Annotated in this window: 24 protein-coding genes; 18 read left to right on the top strand and 6 right to left on the bottom strand. The window is 67.2% G+C overall.

Going from position 1 to position 17767, the window contains the following annotated elements:
* The first annotated feature begins 1 nt into the window (after position 1).
* Complete coding sequence (locus AC0CH8_RS10040) at positions 2-838, top strand: lysostaphin resistance A-like protein (RefSeq protein WP_465239760.1); 837 nt, start codon at positions 2-4, stop codon at positions 836-838.
* Here the strand turns inward: AC0CH8_RS10040 and AC0CH8_RS10035 are convergent.
* Positions 813-2153: a M23 family metallopeptidase gene (locus tag AC0CH8_RS10035; protein WP_465239759.1), complete on the bottom strand. Its 1341-nt coding sequence runs from the start codon at positions 2151-2153 to the stop codon at positions 813-815. The genes AC0CH8_RS10040 and AC0CH8_RS10035 overlap by 26 nt on opposite strands.
* 120 nt (positions 2154-2273) lie before the next feature.
* Between AC0CH8_RS10035 and AC0CH8_RS10030 the strand changes: the two genes are divergently transcribed.
* Complete coding sequence (locus AC0CH8_RS10030) at positions 2274-3029, top strand: PP2C family protein-serine/threonine phosphatase (protein WP_465239758.1); 756 nt, start codon at positions 2274-2276, stop codon at positions 3027-3029.
* Positions 3026-4957, top strand: coding sequence for a serine/threonine-protein kinase (locus tag AC0CH8_RS10025; RefSeq protein WP_465239757.1), 1932 nt, complete (start codon positions 3026-3028; stop codon positions 4955-4957). Before AC0CH8_RS10030 ends, AC0CH8_RS10025 begins: the two co-directional genes overlap by 4 nt.
* On the opposite strand, the gene tagH is transcribed toward AC0CH8_RS10025, so the two are convergent.
* Positions 4929-5891: a type VI secretion system-associated FHA domain protein TagH gene (gene tagH / locus AC0CH8_RS10020; RefSeq protein WP_465239756.1), complete on the bottom strand. Its 963-nt coding sequence runs from the start codon at positions 5889-5891 to the stop codon at positions 4929-4931. The genes AC0CH8_RS10025 and tagH overlap by 29 nt on opposite strands.
* Before the next feature lie 169 nt (positions 5892-6060).
* On the opposite strand from tagH, the gene AC0CH8_RS10015 reads away from it, so the two are divergent.
* Positions 6061-6693 (top strand): OmpA family protein, encoded by a 633-nt coding sequence (locus AC0CH8_RS10015; RefSeq protein ID WP_465239755.1) that lies wholly within the window; start codon positions 6061-6063, stop codon positions 6691-6693.
* Between the two features lie 70 nt (positions 6694-6763).
* Complete coding sequence (locus AC0CH8_RS10010; RefSeq protein WP_465239754.1) at positions 6764-8188, top strand: methyltransferase domain-containing protein; 1425 nt, start codon at positions 6764-6766, stop codon at positions 8186-8188.
* A gap of 108 nt (positions 8189-8296) precedes the next feature.
* Here AC0CH8_RS10010 and AC0CH8_RS10005 read toward each other — a convergent pair whose 3' ends face one another.
* The gene (locus tag AC0CH8_RS10005; RefSeq protein WP_465239753.1) at positions 8297-8905 is read right to left on the bottom strand and encodes a superoxide dismutase; all 609 of its coding nucleotides are present in this window, start codon (positions 8903-8905) and stop codon (positions 8297-8299) included.
* A gap of 86 nt (positions 8906-8991) precedes the next feature.
* Positions 8992-10035, bottom strand: a complete 1044-nt coding sequence (gene pspF, locus AC0CH8_RS10000; RefSeq protein WP_204193011.1) for a phage shock protein operon transcriptional activator — start codon at positions 10033-10035, stop codon at positions 8992-8994.
* A gap of 172 nt (positions 10036-10207) precedes the next feature.
* Here pspF and AC0CH8_RS09995 point away from each other — a divergent pair, with 172 nt between their 5' ends.
* Genes AC0CH8_RS09995 through AC0CH8_RS09945 form a run of 11 tightly spaced genes read left to right on the top strand, consistent with a single transcriptional unit; the run spans position 10208 to position 14171 of the window.
* Positions 10208-10348, top strand: a complete 141-nt coding sequence (locus AC0CH8_RS09995; RefSeq protein WP_204193008.1) for a hypothetical protein — start codon at positions 10208-10210, stop codon at positions 10346-10348.
* Positions 10349-10385: 37 nt separating this feature from the next.
* Complete coding sequence (gene pspA, locus AC0CH8_RS09990) at positions 10386-11075, top strand: phage shock protein PspA (protein ID WP_204193005.1); 690 nt, start codon at positions 10386-10388, stop codon at positions 11073-11075.
* Position 11076: 1 nt separating this feature from the next.
* Complete coding sequence (gene pspB / locus AC0CH8_RS09985) at positions 11077-11367, top strand: envelope stress response membrane protein PspB (protein WP_465239752.1); 291 nt, start codon at positions 11077-11079, stop codon at positions 11365-11367.
* Between the two features lies 1 nt (position 11368).
* Positions 11369-11746, top strand: a complete 378-nt coding sequence (pspC, locus tag AC0CH8_RS09980) for an envelope stress response membrane protein PspC (RefSeq protein ID WP_204193000.1) — start codon at positions 11369-11371, stop codon at positions 11744-11746.
* 27 nt (positions 11747-11773) lie between these two features.
* Entirely contained in the window at positions 11774-12121 is a 348-nt protein-coding gene (locus AC0CH8_RS09975) for a hypothetical protein (RefSeq protein WP_204192994.1), read from the top strand.
* A gap of 35 nt (positions 12122-12156) precedes the next feature.
* Positions 12157-12423, top strand: a complete 267-nt coding sequence (locus AC0CH8_RS09970; protein ID WP_465239751.1) for a hypothetical protein — start codon at positions 12157-12159, stop codon at positions 12421-12423.
* Complete coding sequence (locus AC0CH8_RS09965; protein ID WP_204192988.1) at positions 12420-12713, top strand: hypothetical protein; 294 nt, start codon at positions 12420-12422, stop codon at positions 12711-12713. The genes AC0CH8_RS09970 and AC0CH8_RS09965 overlap by 4 nt, the downstream gene beginning before the upstream one ends.
* Before the next feature lie 11 nt (positions 12714-12724).
* Positions 12725-12970 carry a coiled-coil domain-containing protein gene (locus AC0CH8_RS09960; RefSeq protein WP_465239750.1) on the top strand — a complete coding sequence of 82 codons (246 nt, stop codon included), beginning with the start codon at positions 12725-12727 and terminating at the stop codon, positions 12968-12970.
* A gap of 13 nt (positions 12971-12983) precedes the next feature.
* Positions 12984-13217, top strand: a complete 234-nt coding sequence (locus tag AC0CH8_RS09955; protein WP_055847528.1) for a hypothetical protein — start codon at positions 12984-12986, stop codon at positions 13215-13217.
* 35 nt (positions 13218-13252) lie between these two features.
* Positions 13253-13657 (top strand): SufE family protein, encoded by a 405-nt coding sequence (locus tag AC0CH8_RS09950; protein WP_465239749.1) that lies wholly within the window; start codon positions 13253-13255, stop codon positions 13655-13657.
* 49 nt (positions 13658-13706) lie between these two features.
* Positions 13707-14171 (top strand): hypothetical protein, encoded by a 465-nt coding sequence (locus tag AC0CH8_RS09945; RefSeq protein ID WP_465239748.1) that lies wholly within the window; start codon positions 13707-13709, stop codon positions 14169-14171.
* A gap of 17 nt (positions 14172-14188) precedes the next feature.
* Here the strand turns inward: AC0CH8_RS09945 and AC0CH8_RS09940 are convergent, their stop codons facing one another.
* Together AC0CH8_RS09940 and AC0CH8_RS09935 are read right to left on the bottom strand one after the other, a co-directional pair.
* On the bottom strand, positions 14189-14479 hold the full coding sequence (locus AC0CH8_RS09940; protein ID WP_465239747.1) for a (2Fe-2S) ferredoxin domain-containing protein: 291 nt from the start codon (positions 14477-14479) through the stop codon (positions 14189-14191).
* Entirely contained in the window at positions 14476-15009 is a 534-nt protein-coding gene (locus tag AC0CH8_RS09935; protein WP_465239746.1) for a J domain-containing protein, read from the bottom strand. Before AC0CH8_RS09935 ends, AC0CH8_RS09940 begins: the two co-directional genes overlap by 4 nt.
* Positions 15010-15218: 209 nt before the next feature.
* On the opposite strand from AC0CH8_RS09935, the gene AC0CH8_RS09930 reads away from it, so the two are divergent.
* Positions 15219-16829, top strand: coding sequence for a SulP family inorganic anion transporter (locus AC0CH8_RS09930; protein WP_204192974.1), 1611 nt, complete (start codon positions 15219-15221; stop codon positions 16827-16829).
* Positions 16826-17461 (top strand): carbonic anhydrase, encoded by a 636-nt coding sequence (locus AC0CH8_RS09925; protein ID WP_465239745.1) that lies wholly within the window; start codon positions 16826-16828, stop codon positions 17459-17461. The genes AC0CH8_RS09930 and AC0CH8_RS09925 overlap by 4 nt, the downstream gene beginning before the upstream one ends.
* Positions 17462-17767: the final 306 nt, after the last annotated feature.

Raw genomic sequence — 17767 nt, 5'->3', positions numbered from 1 at the left:
GGTGCGGGCGCTCGCGACACTGATCGCGGCGTGCGTCGCAGCGGCGGTGCTGGTGCTGGTGGCGCAGACGGGGTTCGGCGCGGCAATGACCTTCCCGTGGTTCGCCGCGCTGGGCGATGCGGGCATGGAGGCGGTGTTCACCCTCGTCCTGTTCGGGCTGCTGATCGCGGTGGCGCTGATCGGGTTGGCGGTCGAGCGGCGGCGGCTGGCGATCGGCAACGGCGTTGCTGCGGGGGCGGGTCTGGCGGTCGGGATCGGCGGGCTGACGCTGGCGATGCTGCTGGCGATGATCGCCGGGTTGGTGCAGCCGGGCGAGGCAGGTGGCGGGCACGGCATCGGCCTGCTGCTGATCGGCACGCTCGGCGTCGTTGTCCAGTCGAACGCGGAGGAGGTGTATTTTCGCGGCTGGTTGCAGCCTTCGCTGACACGCGGCTGGGGCATGGCCGCCGGCGTGATCGTCGCGGCGCTGGCGTTTGCGGCGCTGCACATCGCGGGCGGCGCGCGCAGCCCGATGACCTTGCTCAATATCTTCCTGGCGGGTGCGCTGTTCGGCTTGATCGCGGTTCGGACCGGCGGCGTTCTGGCCGCGGCGGCGGCGCATGCTGGGTGGAACTGGGCGGAGATCATGCTGTTCGGGCTCGATCCCAATCCCGGGGTCGGCAGCTTCGGCGCGATCATGAACCTCGACCTCGTCGGCAGCCGGTGGTGGGGCGGGTCGGCCGAGGGGCTGAACGCCAGCGTCGGCGTGACGCTCGTGCTGGCGGCGCTGATCGTGCCGCTGATCGCGTGGCGGACGCCGCCGATCGGCGCGGTCAGCTCGCCTCCCGCGTCCGGCTGACGTCGATGCGGTCGCGTTCCTTCGTGAACGCCTGCAACGCCGATCCCGCCAGCGTCTTCCCGCTTTCCGTCTTGACGCTCATCGGGTCGACCGGCTGGCCGTCGATGTGCAGTTCGTAGTGAAGGTGCGGGCCGGTCGAGCGACCGGTCGTGCCGACCTCGCCGATCCGCTGACCCTGCGCGACGCGGACGCCGGTGGCGATGCCATCGCCGAAACGGTTCATGTGGAGGTACAGCGTCTCCCAGCCATTGTCGTGGCGCAGCTTGACGAAATTGCCGTTCGGTCCCTTCGGCCCGGCGAACTCCACCTGACCGTCGCCGCTGGCGAAGATCGGCGTACCCGTCGGCGCGGCGAAGTCGGTGCCCTTGTGCAGCTTGGCAAACCCCAGAATCGGATGGATGCGGAAGCCGAAGCTGGACGACACCCGCGCCGCCTCGACCGGGGTCCGGAGCAGCGCGCGGACGATGCTGCGTCCGCTGGCGTCGAACCAGCCCGCCGCCTCGCCCGACGGCGCGAAGCGATAGACGGCGGCGGATTTGTCCGCCGTCGTCAGCGCGGCGTAGAGCAGTTTCGGCGGCCCGACCGGATTGCCGTTGGGGTCCGTCTCCTGCTCGAACGCGGCCTCGAACACGTCGCCCTTGTGAACCTCGCGCTGGAAGTCGAAGTCGAACGCCAGCGCCTGCGCGAAATCGGGGATCAGGCTGTCGGTGATCCCCGCCGCGACCGCCGATGAATAGAAGCTGTCGGCATCCATCGTCCCGCGCTTCACGATCACGCGGCTGGTCAGGTTCGCCGCGATGCGTGAGGCGGTGAAGCCCCCCTGCCCGTCCGCGCTGACGACGATGCCGGAACTGTCGGGGTTCGATGCCTCCAGCTTGGTCAGCGTCGGGCCGGCCGCGCCCGGCGTCAGCGTGATGACCGCGCGAATCTCGCCCGGCTTCAGCGCGCCCGCCGTCGCCGCCACCGCCGCGTCGGCGCTGGCGTCGGGGATGCCGCTGGCGATCAGCGCGGGTTTCAGGTCCTGCGGGCCCGACAGTACGAGCGTGCGGCGCATCGTACCCGGCTGCGCCGGCCCCGACTTGGCGGCGGCGACGACGGCGGGAGCCGCCGCCTCGACCGCGGGCTTCCCGCGCGACAGCCACGCCACTCCGCCGCCAACCGCGATCAACGCGGCGGCACCGCCGAGCGCCAGCATGGGCGTCCGCCGTCCCGGTGGCAGTGGTGGCGGCGAAGGAGGCAGCGCGATCGGCGGCGGCGCCGCGGGCTTCACCCAGCTGCGCGGATCGAATGATTGCGTGCCGCCGTCATCTGCCATCGAATAGTCCCCCCTGTAACCCGATAGCGCGGTCGGGCGGCGGTATCGAGCGGATTGCACCGCCGTCTGACGCGGGCTACCGCTCATGCGGGGATTTGGGGGATCAGGCATGGCCGCGCGATGACTGCGTTGCGAACCGAGTGGCGGGCCGGCAGCGATGTCGGCGCGGTCCGCCGGCTGAACGAAGACAGCTGGCATGCCGATGGTCAGGTCGGCCTGTGGGCGGTCGCGGACGGTATGGGCGGGCTGTCCGCCGGCGACCGCGCGTCGCGGACCATCGCCGGAGCGCTGGCGGGGGTCGGCCGGCGCGGCGATCTGGAGACGCTGCTGGACGATGCAACCCGCGCGATTTTGGCAGCCAACGGCGCGATCCACTCGGAATCGCTCGCTGCGGGCGCGCGGATGGGTTCCACCGTCGTAGCGCTGGCGATCGTCGATCGGCAATTCGGCGTGCTGTGGGCAGGCGACAGCCGCGCGTATCTGCTGCGCGCGGGTCGCCTGCACCGGCTGACGCGCGACCATAGCCAGGTGCAGGAGATGATCGACCGCGGCCTGATCGCACCCGAAGCGGCGGCGGGGCACCCGATGGGGCACGTGCTGTCGCGCGCCGTCGGCGTCGAACCCTCGGTCGAGGTCGCCAGCGTGATCGACACGGCGGCGGACGGCGACGTGTTCCTGCTGTGCAGCGACGGGCTGCACGGCGTGCTGACCGACGACGAGATCGCCGCGGTGCTGGATCGCGCGCAGCCGGACGTGCCGGCGACTCTGATCCGTCATTGTCTGGCACGCGGTGCACCGGACAACGTCACGATCGTGACGGTCGCGCTCGACGAGACGACGGCGCTCATCTTCCAGCCTGCGGATGCCGTAATATGACCGACGACAACGGCCCGCCGGACGACGACCGCACCGTGTTCATGCCGTCCGGTGGCGGGACCCCACCGGTCGCGCCCCCGATCCCTGCTCCGCCCGCCGCACCGCCACCCGGCGTGACGTCGCTCGGCGTGACGTCGCTCGGCACGTCGTTCGCCCCGATGGCGCCGCGCCTCGACGGCGATCGCATTCAGGTCGGCGATGTCCTGAATCACATCTTCGAGGTCAAGCGCTTCATCGCGCGCGGCGGCATGGGCGAGGTGTTCGAGGGCGTGAACATCACGAGCGACGAACGCGTCGCGATCAAGGTGATGTTGCCTGCGCTCGCCGCCGATCCGAACATCCAGGCGATGTTCCGCAAGGAGGCGAAGACGCTGACGCGACTGTCGCATCCGGCGCTGGTGCAATACCGCGTGCTGGCGCAGGAGCCGCAGCTCGGCGTGCTGTATATCGTCACCGAATTCGTCGACGGTGCCAACCTGTCGGACGTGCTGGGGCGGGAGAAGGCCGACCTGCCGACGCTGATCGGCATGCTCCGCTGTCTCGCGGAGGGGTTGCGGGCGGCGCATATGCTGGGGGCGATCCACCGCGATATTTCGCCCGACAACGTGCTGCTGGAGGACGGCCGCCTCGATCGCGCGCGGATCATCGACTTCGGCATCGCCAAGGATCTCGATCCAGGATCGAAGACGATCATCGGCGACGGCTTCGCCGGGAAATTGTCCTATGTCGCGCCCGAACAGCTTGGCGATTTCGACCGCGAGGTTGGGCCTTGGTCGGACGTGTACAGCCTCGCGCTGGTGATCCTCGCGGTGGCGCGGGGGCGCAACGTCGATCTCGGCGGCAGCTTCGTCGATGCGATCGACAAGCGGCGCAAGGGCATCGACCTGTCCGATATCGACGAGCCGTTGCGCGGCGTGCTGGCGGCGATGCTGGCTGCGAACCCGGCGGAGCGATTGCGGTCGATGGATGCGGTGCTCGACCGCCTGGGTGGTGGCGCAGCGGCCCCGGTCCTGCCGCGGGAGCCGGCCAAGGCTCCGCCTGCCCCGCCCGTGGCGACGAAGCCGAACGGCGCGCTCAAATACTATGTCGGCGGCGGTGTCGCGGCGGCGGCGTTGCTCGGTACGGTGGGGTTCATCGCGTTCGGCGGCGGCGGCGGGGCTGCGCCCGAGGCGACGAAGCTCGCTGCGGTCGCTCCATCCGTCTCGGCGGCTGCCAAGGCGCGCGCCGCGGTGACGACGGTGCTGCCGACCGTGGGCTGTAGCTGGCTCGACGTGACGCAGGCGTTGACGACTGCCGATGGCGTGACGCTGGCGCTGGCGGGTGTAGCGGGGCAGCCGATCCAGGCGGAAGCGGCCGTGTCGACAGCCGTGCAGAAGACCGGCGCGAGCGTCGCCAGCGTCGACTTCGCCGAGGTCGCACCGATCGCGGCGGAGGCGTGCAGCTCGCTCGATGCGTTCCGCGCGATCCGCAGCAGCGACGCAGCGACTCACCTCGCCGTGCCGCAACGGCATTTCGAGATGAGCAAGCTCAGCGACGGCGAATATGCGGGCAAGATCGCTGCACGCACCGTGCTGAACCTGACGCTGGGGCCGGATGTGAAGGACTTCGCGCTCTACGGCCTCGATCCCAAGGGCATCATCTCGCCGCTGATCGAGAATGCGGCGGTGTTCAAGGCGATGGAAAAGCCGGGCTTTCCGGTCGCCGACCTGGGCGGGGGCAAGTACCGCATCCAGGCCGATGCCGATGCCGCCGGCTGGTCGGGCATTCTGTTGCTGACCGGGAATGGCGGCTTTTCCGACGATCTCGTCGCGACGGGGGCCGGCGCGCGCAGCCCGGAATGGCGGAAGCGCTTCGCCGATGCCGCGGCCAAGGGCGGCTGGCGCGCGGAAATGGTGTGGTTCAAGATGGTGGACGAGCTGCCGAACTGATCCGCTGATAGGCGTCGCGGAATTCGCGGGCGAAGGTATCGATGAAATCCTCGCCCGAGGTCTTGGCGACGCCGTCGAACTCGCGTTCATAGGCCTGCCACAGAGCAGCGTCGCGTGATCCGGGCAGGACGCGCGACAACAGGCCGCGGCGGTCGGCGCGGGCGCGGATCGCGGTCGGCGAGAAGCGATCGAGCGTCGCGGCCATCGCTCCCTGCATCGCGCGCAGGGTCGCCGCCTGATGCGCCTCCAGATCGCCGAACGCGTCGGCGACCGCCGCCTGGGCCGGCATCACGCCCCGGGTGGCGGGGGCGAGCAGCAGCGCCAGCGCCTGCTCGCCGTCGCGGGCCAGCTTCATCGGGTTGCCCGCCCCGATCGCCAGCGCCGTCGCCTCCGCCCCCATCTCCGCCTTCGCGCGCGCGCGGGCGGCGAGCAGCGAGACCATCCCGTCGACCAGCGTACGCAGCAGTACGCCGGCCGTTCGGACGATCGCGGCATCGTCGCCTGCCACCTTGCCGCGCGCGAGCCCGGCCGCCGCCAGCAGGGCGTCAACGGGGCCGCCCGCCTGCCCCCCGTTCGGCGCCGCGTCCGCCGGTGCGACCGCCAGTTCGTAGGGGCCGACACCGATGCGGTCGCCGGGCGAAAGCCTCTGGGGGCGATCCAGCGGGCGGTCGTTCAGCCGTGTGCCGAAGCCTCCGAGATCGACGATGAGGTATATGCCCTCACGGCAGCCGATCTGGCACTGGCGCGGCGCGATCTTACCCTGCGAATCCGGCAGTCGCACATCGACATCCACACCGCTGCCGATGACGATGTCGACGGTGCCGATGCGACAGGGCGGCAGGACGAGGCCGGTGGTGGTGGGGCAAAGCGTCAGGATCAGCGGCATGGCACTCTTCGGGTCGGCGAACTGACGGGCGAATCCGCGTGTCCGCACTGCGTCGTGTGTAGCCGTCGCGTGCCGTTAGGCAATAACGGCGGCGGCGATGCCCTGTTGTCGACGCTCGTCGGCGCGATTGTACGCGAGCAAGCACTCCGCTAATATTCGGCGCAACCCGACTCGGTCGGACGACAAGACTTCATTGTATTCTTAGGGGGATTTCATCATGCGCGCTTCGACGATGATCGTGACGATGACCGCGGCAACCTTGTTCGCCGCAGGTGCCGATGCTCAGCAGGCCAAGAACACGCCCGACGAAATTATCTGCGCTGTCACAAATACCTGCGATGCGCCTCCGCCGCCCGTGAACGGCAAGATCAAGGTCGGCGACGAGAAGGCGTTCAGCCTCGCCCGTCCTTCGGGTGCTCGCCCGGCGGCCGCACCTGTGGCTGCCACCATGCGTGCGGATGCGCCGGTACGCCGCCGGCCGGTCGCGACGCGCCAGCCGGCGCGCCGCTCGGGATCGGGGCTGGACATGCTGGTCACCTTCAACATGGGCTCGGCCGACATGACCCCGCAGGCCAAGGCGGAGGCACGCGCCTTTGCCGCCGCGATGAAGTCGCCGCAGCTCGCGCCGATGCGCTTCGCGATCGAGGGTCATACGGACGCCGTCGGCAACCGCGAGTTCAACCGTGATCTGTCTCAGCGGCGTGCCCAGTCGGTCGTCGACTATCTCGTCACTCAGGGTGTCGAGGCGCAGCGGCTGGACGCGCGTGGCTTCGGCTTCGACAAGCCCAAGCCGGGCCTGACGCCCCGCGCCGCCGGCAACCGCCGGGTCGAATTCGTCCGCGAAGGCTGACAGCCCGACGTTACAAGCGCGCCGTCGGTGTTGCCGCCGGCGTCGTTCCGATCTCTGGTGAAGGCCCGACGTGAGCACCAACGCCTACGACGTCATCGGTTATCCGACGACGATCATCGCATCGACGCATCCGGACAGGATGGCGACGACGGCGACCCTGCATGGAATGAGCCCGCCGCCGATCGCAACGGCGCGGGTTCTCGAATTGGGAGGAGGCGACGCGTTGAACCTGATCGCCTTCGCCGTGGCGTATCCGGAGGCGCAGTTCGTCAGCATCGACCTGGCGGCGGCGCCCGTCGAACGGGGGCAGTTGCTGGCGAAGCGGCTGGCACTGCCGAACGTCGAAGTCCGCGTCGGCGATATCGTCGCCGAGGCGGAGACGTTGGACCAGACGTTCGACTATATCATCGCCCACGGTGTGTATGCCTGGGTTCCAGCCGTGGTGCGGACCGCGATCATGAAGCTGATCGGCCGGACGCTCAGCCCGAACGGTATCGCTTACATCAGTTACAACGCGCTTCCGGGAGGATACCTCCGGCTGGCGTTGCGCGACATGGTGCTCCACCATATCGAGGGGATCGACGACCTACAAAAGCGGCTGTCCAGCGCCCGCTCCTACCTTTCGCGGTTCGGACAACCGCGCGACCCGGACCTTCCCGGCATCGGGTCTTTGCGCGAGGAAGCCCGGGCCATCCTGCGCAAGCAACCCGAGGTGCTGCATCACGATGAACTCGGCGAGGTGTTCGAGCCGCAGGCGCTGAAGGATGTCGTCGCGGTCGCCAACGCGCATGGGCTATCCTATCTCAACGAAACCCAGCCGGCGATGCTGGGTAGCGGGATGCTGCTGGACGACGAGGACGAGACGGCGACCGACGAGTCGGCGATCGTCCGGCGGGCGCAGGCGCTGGACTATGAGCTTCAGCGGTTCTTCGCGCAGTCGATGTTCGTGCGAACGGAGGCGGCTCCGGCACGTCGGCTGGACACGGCGGCGGTGCATGGCCTGTGGGTGAGCACCGAAGCGATACCCACCGGACAGGGCCGCTTCGAAATGTCCAAGGGTGGGTTCACCGTGGGCGACGATCAGGTCTCCGCGGTGATCGCGGCGGCAGCGGCGGGAGTGCCCGCTTACGTTCGCATCGCCGACCATATCGCCGCCGACGATGACGAACGGCTGCTGGCACTGGTCGAACTCTACAAGGCCGGTGCCATCATGCTGCACAGCGCACCGGCTGCTGCCGTAACGGCGTCGGACGAGCCATGCGCCAGTCCGCTGGCACGGGCGATGGTGAGGGGTAGCCAGGAGGTGGTCGTCACGCTGGATCACAGCATGTTGAAGTTGGACGACGTGGCGGCGCGCGCCTTGCTGATGCTGCTGGACGGCACGCGGGACCTGCCGACGCTGGAGCGCGAATGGCTGCAAACCTCGCACGCCGACACCATCGGTGCGGAGGAGGCGCTGAAGACGCTGATCCGCAATCACCTGATCCAGCGCTAGGTCGACCAATCTCTCATCGTCGCCCCACGAAGGAGCGGCCACGAGCATCTCGCCCGTGGCCGCTCCTTTTCAGGTCCGGTCCCCTCCCGATCCGGGAGGGGAGCAGGGTCACGCCACCGCGTCGTAGCGCTGGCCGACGGTGTCCCAGTCGACCACGTCCCACCACGCCTTCAGATAGGCGGCGCGATCATTCTTGTAGGTCAGATAGTAGGCGTGCTCCCACACATCGTTGCCGAGCAGCGGCGTACCGTGGTCCTGCACGACGTCCATCAAGGGATTGTCCTGATTGGGGGTGGAGGTGATCTTCAGCTTGCCGCTGTCGTCCGCGATCAGCCATGCCCAGCCCGAGCCGAACTGGCCCACGCCCTTGGTGTTGAACTCTTCCTTCAGCTTGTCGACGCCACCGAAGTCGCGGTCGATCGCCTCGGCGAGCTTGCCGGAGGGCGTACCGCCGCCCTTCTTCATCGTCTTCCAGAAGAAGTCGTGGTTCCAATAGCCGCCGCCATTGTTGCGGATCAGCGGCGGCTGGCTCGACACGGTGGCGAGGATGTCCTCGATCGACTTGCCGGCGAGCGACGCGTCCTTCTCGACGCCCTCGTTGAGCTTGTCGGTATAGGCCTTGTGGTGCTTGTCGTGGTGGACCGTCATCGTCTCCTTGGAGATGGTCGGCTCCAACGCGTCATAGTCGTAGGGCAGCGGGGGCAATTCGAAGGCCATGTACGTCTCCATTGAAAACATTGGGAAAAGCTGCGGAAGGTTAGGCTAAGGTTAGGCCCATAACGCGTGTCCGCTCCACAAGTTCGCTACCCGGTCGCACCGATCAGGTCGTGCCGCCGCAAGGCGTGGCGCAACTGGTCGTAGGAGAGGCCCAAGGCCTCCGCAGTCTGACGCTGGTTGAAGCGGTTCTCCGCCAGCGCGCGGCTGAGCAGATCGCGTTCGAACAAGGCCACCCTGCTCTTGAAGTCGGATGGTCCAACATTGCAAGCCACGACTTCCTCGTCCTGACCCTCGGCGGCGGCCGGGGCGGTCGATTTCGCGGGCGGCGCCACGGTCGCCCCGCCCCGGCCCTGCGGACGATAGGGCGATGCGAAAGGATCGATGTCGATGTGATCCACCGGGCCATCCGCATCCCAGCGGTAAACGGCGCGCTCGACGACGTTGCGCAATTCGCGGACGTTGCCGGGCCAGCGATATTTGGTGAGTTGTTCCGTCGCGGCAGGGCCGAACCCGACCCAGCGGTCCCAGCCGAGTTCGGCGGCCATGCGGCGTGCGAAATGGTCGGCGAGGACCATGATGTCGCTCTGGCGACTGCGCAGCGGCGGCAGCGTCACGACCTCGAACGACAGCCGGTCGAGCAGATCGGCGCGGAATTCATGCGCGTCGACCTTGTCGGGCAGATGCTCGTTGGTCGCCGCGACGATGCGGACATCGACCCGCAATGGACGCGAGGACCCGATCCGCGTGATCTCGCCATATTCGACCGCGCGCAGCAGGCGTTCCTGCGCGCCCATCGACAGCGTGCCGAGTTCGTCGAGGAACAGCGTGCCGCCGTCCGCTTCCTCGAACCGGCCCGTCCGCGCCTTGGTCGCCCCGGTGAAGGCGCCTGCCTCATGACCGAACAACTCGGCTTCGATCAGCGTCTCCGGGAGGGCAGCGCAATTCATCACGACGAGCGGCTGATCCCAGCGCGGGCTGAGTCGGTGAAGACGCTCCGCCACGAGTTCCTTGCCCGTCCCGCGCTCGCCGATGACGAGCACCGGACGGTCGAGCGCGGCGGCGCGGCTGGCGCGTTCGAGCGCGTCGAGAAAGGCCCCCGATTGGCCGATGACCTGACTGGTTCGCTCCATAGCCGATGGTTGGCGCAAAATCCCGACACTTGGCAAGTTCTGAACGCCAGATGACTGACGATTTATCCGGTAGCCGGCGGAAATCCGCCATTTTTGAAATTGGCACGGAGGCTGCAATGACCCTGACATACCGCCGATACGGTGGCCCACAGGTTCGAAAACGGAGATCATCATGTTCCAGAAGTTTGCAGCGCTCGCCCTGACCGTCGTGATGAGCGCCACCTGCGTTCTGTCCGCGGTGGGCCCCGCCAGCGCAACGGCAAACGGCGCCGGCAAGTCTGCGGTCGCACACACCGTCCGCTTCATGGCATAAGGGGATGAACGCCTTCCGCGTCCCTCAGGAGTATTCGATGGGCATCTTTTCCCGAACCCGCGACATCGTCGCCGCCAACTTCGCCGACCTTCTGGAGAAGGCCGAAGACCCGGCGAAGATGATCCGCATGATCATCCTCGAAATGGAGGAAACGCTGGTCGAGGTGCGCGCCTCTGCCGCCCGGACGATCGCCGATCAAAAGGAGATGCGTCGCCACATTTCGAAGCTCGACGGCCTTCAGGCCAACTGGACCGAGAAGGCCGAACTCGCGCTGAGCAAGGACCGCGAGGACCTGGCGAAAGCCGCCCTGGTCGAGCGGCAGAAGGCGGCCGATATGGCCGACCAGCTGCGCGCCGAGGTTCAGGTGCTCGACGATGCGCTGCGCGCGTCGGAAGAGGACATCGCCAAGTTGCAGGGCCGCCTGCGCGAGGCGCGGAACAAGCAATCCAACATCCAGACACGGCTGGAGACGGCGAACAACCGCTTCCGCATGCGCGATATGTACGCCGGGCCGAAGACGCAGGAGGCGTTCAGCCGCTTCGGCGAACTGGAACGCCGCGCCGACGAGGCCGAGGGCCGCGCGGAAGCGATGGGTCTGGGCGTGTCGAAGACGCTGGACGAAGAGATCAACGAGTTGCGCCAGAGCGACAAGGTGGATGCCGAACTGGCCGCGCTGAAGCTGCGGCTGTCCGGCAACTCCGGCGGCAACACCAACCGGGAGGGTTGAGATGGATATCGAAGGATTGGTCGCGATCCTGTGCGCGCTGGTCGGCCTGCCCTGGCTCATCATGCACTATGTGACGAAGTGGAAGCAGGCTCCCAAGATCACAACCGAGGACGAACAGATGCTGGACGAGATGTACAATCTCGCTCGCCGGCTGGAGGAACGGGTGCAGACCGTCGAGCGCATCGTCGCCGCGGACAACCCCGACTGGAAGCCGGGCCTGAACGCTCCGCAGGCGACGCAGCCGCTGCCGTCGCCACGCTACACCGACCGCAACTCCAGCCGGAGCATGTGACATGGCTGCCCGTACCCGTTTCTACCTCGACAAGCAGAATGCCAAGTACAAGGGCGTATGCGCCGGGATCGCCGATTACACGGGGGTCGAAGCGCTCTGGGTCCGCCTCGGCCTCGCCGCCCTCACCGTCGTCGCCCAACAATGGTGGCTCATCATGGCCTATTGGGTGATCGCGTGGGTCGCCGAGGCGAAGCCGATCGGCCTGTATGAAACCCGCGAGGACGCCAAGTTCTGGCAGGGCGTGCGCAGCAACCCGAAGCGGTCGAGCGCCGAAGTCCGCAGCAAGCTGCGCGATATCGACCGCCGGCTGGCCGACATGGAAACCCACTTCACCAGCCGCAACACCGCGCTGGCCGACGAGATCGAGCGGCTGCGCTAGGCGCCCGCTCAACAGGGGAGAGATACGATGGACTGGGGTGGACCTTTCTTCGTCCTCGCGATCATCGCGATATCGACGGGCGGCTGGATCGTGAACAACTGGATCCGCGCCAAGCATGGCTACGAACCGACGAACGACTGGGGCGGGTTCGGCGGGCGCCGGCACAAGCGGCACGGCGGCATGAACTGGATGACGGGTCATCATACCGATGGCGACATCGACGACGACCGCAAGATCATGCTGCTGACCAACGAGAACGAGAAGCTGACCGGGCAGGTCAGCCGGCTGGAGGAGCGGATCGCGGTGCTGGAGCGCATCGCCACCGACCCCGCCGAGCGGACCGCCCGCGAGATCGACGCGCTGCGGGATCGCTAGGGCGCGCCGATCACGAACGAGAGGGGACAAGAGTAATGGACGAGGAATTCTTCCTAGGCATGATCGTGGGGACGATCATCACGCTGGCCATCCAATGGTATGGCCGCCGCAAGGTGAAGCAGGCGATGACAGCGCCGGATATGGTGGCACGTCGCGGCGTCGAACTGCTCGACAACGAGAACGAGCGCCGGTCGCAGCAGATCGACCGCTTGCAGGAGCGGATCGCCGTCATGGAGCAGATCGCGACCGATCCCGGCGCCCGCACCGCCCGAGAAATCGAGCGATTGAGGATCGAGGCATGACCGACTTTTTCATGATCAACGGCTTCACCGTGTTCGCGATCGCCTTCGTGGTGATCGGCCTGCCGGTGATCCTCGGGATCGGGCTGGAGATCTTCAAAACGTGGCTCAGGCACAAGGAGCGGCTGGCCACGACGCTGAACGAGCAGGCCGCGCTGAACGCCTCGAAGAACGATCGGTTGGAAGAGCGCATCCGCGTGCTGGAGCGGATCGTAACCGACCGGGGCACCGCCCTGGCCGACCAGATCGAGGACTTGCGCGATCCCGCTCCGACCAAGTCGCCGCTGAACTGAGGATATACGTCATGTCACCCTATGTGATGGTCGTCCTGATCGTCCTGATCGCCACCATCGGTAAAGTCCTGTCGGGCCGCCACGCGGCGCATGCCCGGACGCCGGGGCCCGACCCGCAGAGCATCGAGGCGCTGAGGGCCGCGACGGACGAAATCCGGCAACTGAAGGAGCGCGTGTCCGTGCTGGAGCGCGTCGTCACCGACAATCATGGCAGCATCGGTCTCGATCGTGAGATCGAACGGCTGCGCGACCGTTGAAAGGAGTGCCATCATGGTCGATCCCTTCGTCACCGTCACCCTCTCGCTCTCCGCCTTGGCGGGCACGGGCATGGTCGTTCTCGGCGGCCTTGCGGGCTGGCGCGGCTGGCTGGCGCTGAAGGCCAGCGAACTGGACCGCATGCCGGGCGATGCTCCGGTGCCGACCGCCGGCGCGCGGATCGAGATCGCCGACCTGCGCGAACGCATCAAGAAGCTTGAGGCGATCGCGGCCGGCGTCGACCTGTAGTTGTACGGCGTCGGCGGGAGGGCTAGGCGGCGGGGATGACCAGCCTCAGCGATGTCCGCGAAGAATATGAGTTCCTCGAACCCGACGATCGGTACCGCCTGCTGATCGATCTGGGCCGCGAACTGGAAGAGATGCCGGCGGCGCTGAAGACCGATACGACGCTGGTGAAGGGGTGTTCCGCGGCGGTGTGGGTCTACCCGGTGGCGCCGGACTCAGGCCGGCTGCACTTTCTGGCGGATTCGAACGCGGCGATCACCAAGGGCATTATCGCACTGGTGCTGCTGACGGTGCAGGACCGGCCCGCCGGGGAAATACTGTCGACGGATATCGAGGGCGAGCTTGCGCCGTTCGATCTGAAGAACCAGCTGAGTTCGAACCGGACGCAGGGCATTCCGAACATGATCGCGCTGATCCGGGAGACGGCGGCGCGGTACGGTTGAGACCGGTCTGTGCTGGTGTTCTTTTGCCGGCGCGATCCTTGCTCGACGCGTGCGTGCGGCTGCGGAACAGGCCGCCGTCGACGTCGCCGCCATGCTCTCGCCAGAAGCGCGCGGCGTTGTGCGGGTCGTACCCGGCATTGTGGAGGAGCGCGACGGACAGCTGGTCCGCTTCGTCCTCGGTCCGCCGGAACAGCCGGCCATTGCGCCCGAACTCCGACAGCACGCCCCATTTGACGCCCGCCGCCTCCAGCCGATCCCGGTGGTGGAGGACGTTATGCGACAGCTCGTGCGCGACGACGGCGGCGACCTCCGCATCGATGTAGCGTTCGAGGAAACGGACGCCGATCCGCACCGTCGTGCCGTCCGCCTCCGCCGTCATCTTGGGACCGAGGATCAGTTCGAAATCGGCCTCCCCGGTGAACGCCAGGGCCCAGCTTCAGCGAAGGTGATGAGACTCACGCCGGATGCCGCAACCGGACCCCGGTCTTCGCCGGGGTGGTGCGGTGTGGTTTAGCCTGAGACGCGGACGCTTCAGCCCAGCCCTACCCTCGCCGCCAGTTCGTCGATCGGTTCGCCGGAGGCGATCACCAGCCATTCGCCGGGTCGGCGCGAGTCGACGACGGTAACCGCGTTCTTGGGGCAGAGTTTCAGGCAGCGGCTTTCGACCACACCCGCGCGGGCCTTGCGCCCCTTCCCCGCGAGCTTGCGCAACAGCTTGGCGAGCGGGGTGCGGCCCTTGGGCCCGAAGCCGCCATCGACCTTGCGGCTGCATTTGCCGCAGACGAGGATGACGCCCTGCCAGTCGCTTTTCGCGACCTTCATGCCGGGCTGCGCCGTTCCTCGGCGGAGCGAAGTACTTCGTAGGCGGCCTGCACGGCCTGGAAGCGCACGGCGGCGTCGGGATCGCCGGGGCGCACGTCGGGGTGGTTCTCCTTGGCCATCCGACGCCACGCCGCGCGGATGTCGTCGAACGTCGCCTCGTCCTCCAGACCCAGCGCCGCCAGCGCGCGCAGTTCGTCGCGCGAGCGGGTGCCGTCGCCGGGACCGCTCCACGCGTAATGGCGCGACCGTTCGTAGCCGGCCGCGCCACGCGACTCCTCCGCCTCGCGCTCGGCGGCTTCCTCGGCGGACAGGCCCTGGAAATAATCCCATCCGCGATTGTACTCGGCGGCGTGCTCGCGGCAGAAATACCAGCGTTCGGGGTTGTTGGGAGACTTGGGCGCGGGGCAATCGCCCGGCTCCTCGCACCCGTGCCGGTCGCAGAGCCGCACCGGCTTCGCATCGCGGCCCGAGCCGTAGCCGCGCCAGCGTGGAAAACCCCAGTCGTTCGATCGTGTCGGGCGGTAAGCCATGAACGACCGACATAGGCCGCCTTCGGACCGGCGCAACCTCTGGCGTGCCAGTCTGCTGCTCCTGCGCCGCCGAAGCTGTTGCACCGCAACAACTCGTCTCGCGCAAAGGGCGGTTGATCTCACCGGCGCTATCTTTATGACGCCGACGTCATGTTAGCTTCATGTCCACTCCGGACATAGTCCTGACACCCTAGCGAACAGGAACATCGGTGCCGTCCACAGACCTCCATACCGGCGCACCCCCCGCCCGGCCCTCCCTGCTCTCCACGGCCCGCGCTGATATCCCGGCATCGATCGTCGTCTTTCTCGTCGCGCTGCCCCTGTGTCTCGGTGTCGCGCTGGCGTCCGGCGCGCCGCTGTTCGCCGGGCTGATCGCGGGCATCGTCGGCGGTATCGTCGTCGGATCGCTGTCGAAGTCGCCGCTGTCGGTCAGCGGCCCCGCTGCCGGCCTGACCGTCATCGTGCTCGGCGCGATCGAGAGCCTGCCGACGTTTCAGGCGTTCACCTTGGCGGTGTTGCTGGCGGGTATCCTCCAGCTCGCCTTCTCGTTCACCAAGGCGGGCATCCTGGCCGAGTTCGTGCCATCGTCGGTCATCACCGGCATGCTGGCGGCGATCGGGCTGATCCTGATCCTGAAGCAGGTGCCTCACGCGGTCGGCTATGACGCAGAAGCGGAAGGCATTTTCGAATTCTCGACGGGTGACGGCATCAACACCTTCACGCGCATCGTCGACAGCCTGAGCGGAGCGATCACGCCCGGCGCGGTGCTGATTGCGGCGGTCAGCCTTGCCTTCCTGTTCTGGTGGGACGGCGCGCGGCCGAAAGAGGGTCCGCTCCGCTTCGTGCCGGGGCCGCTGGTCGTCGTGCTGATCGGCGTACTGGGTAACATGCTGCTGGGTGCGGTGAAGCCGGAGTGGCAGCTCGGTACCAAGCATCTGGTGCAGGTGCCGCAGGCGGCGAACGCGTCCGAGTTCATCGCGCTGTTCAGCTTCCCGGACTTCGGCCAGATCGGCAACGGCGCGGTGTGGATGGCGGCAGGGACGCTGGCGATCGTCGCCAGCCTCGAGTCGCTGTTGAGCGTGAAGGCGGTGGACGAGATCGATCCGAAGCGCCGCACGACCGACAAGAACTGGGAGCTGATGGCGCAGGGCGGCGGCAATATCGTGTCGGGCCTGATCGGCGGCCTGCCGGTCACGTCGGTGATCGTCCGCTCCTCCGCCAACGTCGATTCGGGCGCGGAGAGCAAGCTGTCGACGCTGCTGCACGGCACGTGGCTGTTGCTGTCCGTGGCGCTGATCCCGACGATGCTGAACCTGATCCCGCTGTCCGCGCTGGCCGCCGTGCTGATCGCGACGGGGTACAAGCTGGCCAAGCCCAAGCTGTTCGCCGAACGCTGGAAGCAGGGCTACACGCAGTTCGTGCCGCTGGTCGTGACGGTCGTCGCGATCCTGTTCACCGACCTGTTGGAAGGTATCCTGATCGGCATGGTCGTCGGTTTCGGCTTCGTCATCGCGCGCAATTTCCGCACCGCGATTACGGTCGCGAACGACGGCGACGACTGGCTCGTTCGGGCACGGCGCAACCTGTACTTCATCCACAAGTACGAGTTGCAGAAGGATCTGGCCAAGGTGCCGGACGGTGCCAATCTGATGATCGACCTGACATCGACGAATTACGTCGATCTCGACAATATCGACGTCATCAACGCGTTCATCAAGAACGCCAGCTTTCGCAACATCCACATCACGGTCCGCGGCGACGTTGCGGGCCGGACGGTGAGAAAGATCAACGCCCCCGTGTCCGAGGTCCTGTATTCATGAGGGAATCCAAGCAGCTGCTGCTCGCCAACAAGGCCTGGGCGAACGAGCTAACCGATGAGAATCCGGAGTTCTTCACGCGGCAGGTGGCGGGTCAGAAGCCGCAATTCCTGTGGATCGGCTGTTCGGACAGCCGCGTCAGCCCGGAACAGAAGACGCAGTCGCTGCCCGGACGGATGTATATTCACCGCAACATCGGCAATCTGGTCCATGACGACGATCTGAACCTGTTGTCGGTCCTGCAATATGCGGTTGATGTGTTGCAGGTGCCCAACATCGTCATCTGCGGGCATCACGGCTGTACCGGCATCCACGATGCGCTGCACGGCGGTGTCACGGGTGCGCTCGACACCTGGCTGGAGAATGCCCGCGACGTGGCGCGCGATCACGCGGACGAGCTCGACACGCTGCCGGAGGCGCAGCGGGTGGACCGGCTGGTAGAGATGAACGTGCGCGACCAGTTGCTGCATCTGGCGCGGATCGACACGATCCGGAACGCCTTCGCGGCGGGGCGCGACCTGACGCTGCACGGCTGGGTCTACGACATCCGCGACGGCCTGCTGAAGCCGCTGATGGAGATCGACCGGCATACCAAGCTGGACGAGGTGGGCAGGCCGGCGACCGTTCTGGTGTGAGCCAGCACGCAGGACCGATCGACATTCAGCACATCTTCGCCACCCCGGACGTGTTCCGGGGTTCCACCGGGCGGCTTACGACGCGAATAGTGAATGGAACTCCGAGTCTCGGCGCGGGGTGGACCCCGGAACACGTCAGTACTTATCCTTGGGACAGGGACAGGGACAGGGACAGGGACAGGCGCCGGCGCGGCATCCCACGTTCTCCCGCGAAGGCGGGAGCACGGTACTGGGTCCCCGCCTTCGCAGGGACACATGATCGGTACATGTCTATAAGGGATAGTCACCGAACAATTTCGGGGCGAC

The sequence above is a fragment of the Sphingomonas sp. AC435 genome (assembly GCF_979253005.1).
Note: the sequence above shows the minus strand (reverse complement) of the source record. Positions and strands in the feature narration are given on the sequence as shown.

What these genes read in the sequence shown, in the direction of transcription:
- AC0CH8_RS10005 (WP_465239753.1), bottom strand. Translation starts at nt 8,905, where the DNA reads ATGGCCTTCGAATTGCCCCCGCTGCCCTACGACTATGACGCGTTGGAG.
- AC0CH8_RS09970 (WP_465239751.1), top strand. Translation starts at nt 12,157, where the DNA reads ATGGACGAGGAATTCTTCCTAGGCATGATCGTGGGGACGATCATCACG.
- pspC (WP_204193000.1), top strand. Translation starts at nt 11,369, where the DNA reads ATGGCTGCCCGTACCCGTTTCTACCTCGACAAGCAGAATGCCAAGTAC.
- AC0CH8_RS09960 (WP_465239750.1), top strand. Translation starts at nt 12,725, where the DNA reads ATGTCACCCTATGTGATGGTCGTCCTGATCGTCCTGATCGCCACCATC.
- AC0CH8_RS10025 (WP_465239757.1), top strand. Translation starts at nt 3,026, where the DNA reads ATGACCGACGACAACGGCCCGCCGGACGACGACCGCACCGTGTTCATG.
- pspB (WP_465239752.1), top strand. Translation starts at nt 11,077, where the DNA reads ATGGATATCGAAGGATTGGTCGCGATCCTGTGCGCGCTGGTCGGCCTG.
- pspF (WP_204193011.1), bottom strand. Translation starts at nt 10,035, where the DNA reads ATGGAGCGAACCAGTCAGGTCATCGGCCAATCGGGGGCCTTTCTCGAC.
- AC0CH8_RS09935 (WP_465239746.1), bottom strand. Translation starts at nt 15,009, where the DNA reads ATGGCTTACCGCCCGACACGATCGAACGACTGGGGTTTTCCACGCTGG.
- AC0CH8_RS09955 (WP_055847528.1), top strand. Translation starts at nt 12,984, where the DNA reads ATGGTCGATCCCTTCGTCACCGTCACCCTCTCGCTCTCCGCCTTGGCG.
- AC0CH8_RS09950 (WP_465239749.1), top strand. Translation starts at nt 13,253, where the DNA reads ATGACCAGCCTCAGCGATGTCCGCGAAGAATATGAGTTCCTCGAACCC.
- AC0CH8_RS10015 (WP_465239755.1), top strand. Translation starts at nt 6,061, where the DNA reads ATGCGCGCTTCGACGATGATCGTGACGATGACCGCGGCAACCTTGTTC.
- AC0CH8_RS09975 (WP_204192994.1), top strand. Translation starts at nt 11,774, where the DNA reads ATGGACTGGGGTGGACCTTTCTTCGTCCTCGCGATCATCGCGATATCG.
- AC0CH8_RS09940 (WP_465239747.1), bottom strand. Translation starts at nt 14,479, where the DNA reads ATGAAGGTCGCGAAAAGCGACTGGCAGGGCGTCATCCTCGTCTGCGGC.
- AC0CH8_RS10035 (WP_465239759.1), bottom strand. Translation starts at nt 2,153, where the DNA reads ATGGCAGATGACGGCGGCACGCAATCATTCGATCCGCGCAGCTGGGTG.
- AC0CH8_RS09925 (WP_465239745.1), top strand. Translation starts at nt 16,826, where the DNA reads ATGAGGGAATCCAAGCAGCTGCTGCTCGCCAACAAGGCCTGGGCGAAC.
- AC0CH8_RS09995 (WP_204193008.1), top strand. Translation starts at nt 10,208, where the DNA reads ATGTTCCAGAAGTTTGCAGCGCTCGCCCTGACCGTCGTGATGAGCGCC.
- AC0CH8_RS09965 (WP_204192988.1), top strand. Translation starts at nt 12,420, where the DNA reads ATGACCGACTTTTTCATGATCAACGGCTTCACCGTGTTCGCGATCGCC.
- pspA (WP_204193005.1), top strand. Translation starts at nt 10,386, where the DNA reads ATGGGCATCTTTTCCCGAACCCGCGACATCGTCGCCGCCAACTTCGCC.
- AC0CH8_RS10030 (WP_465239758.1), top strand. Translation starts at nt 2,274, where the DNA reads ATGACTGCGTTGCGAACCGAGTGGCGGGCCGGCAGCGATGTCGGCGCG.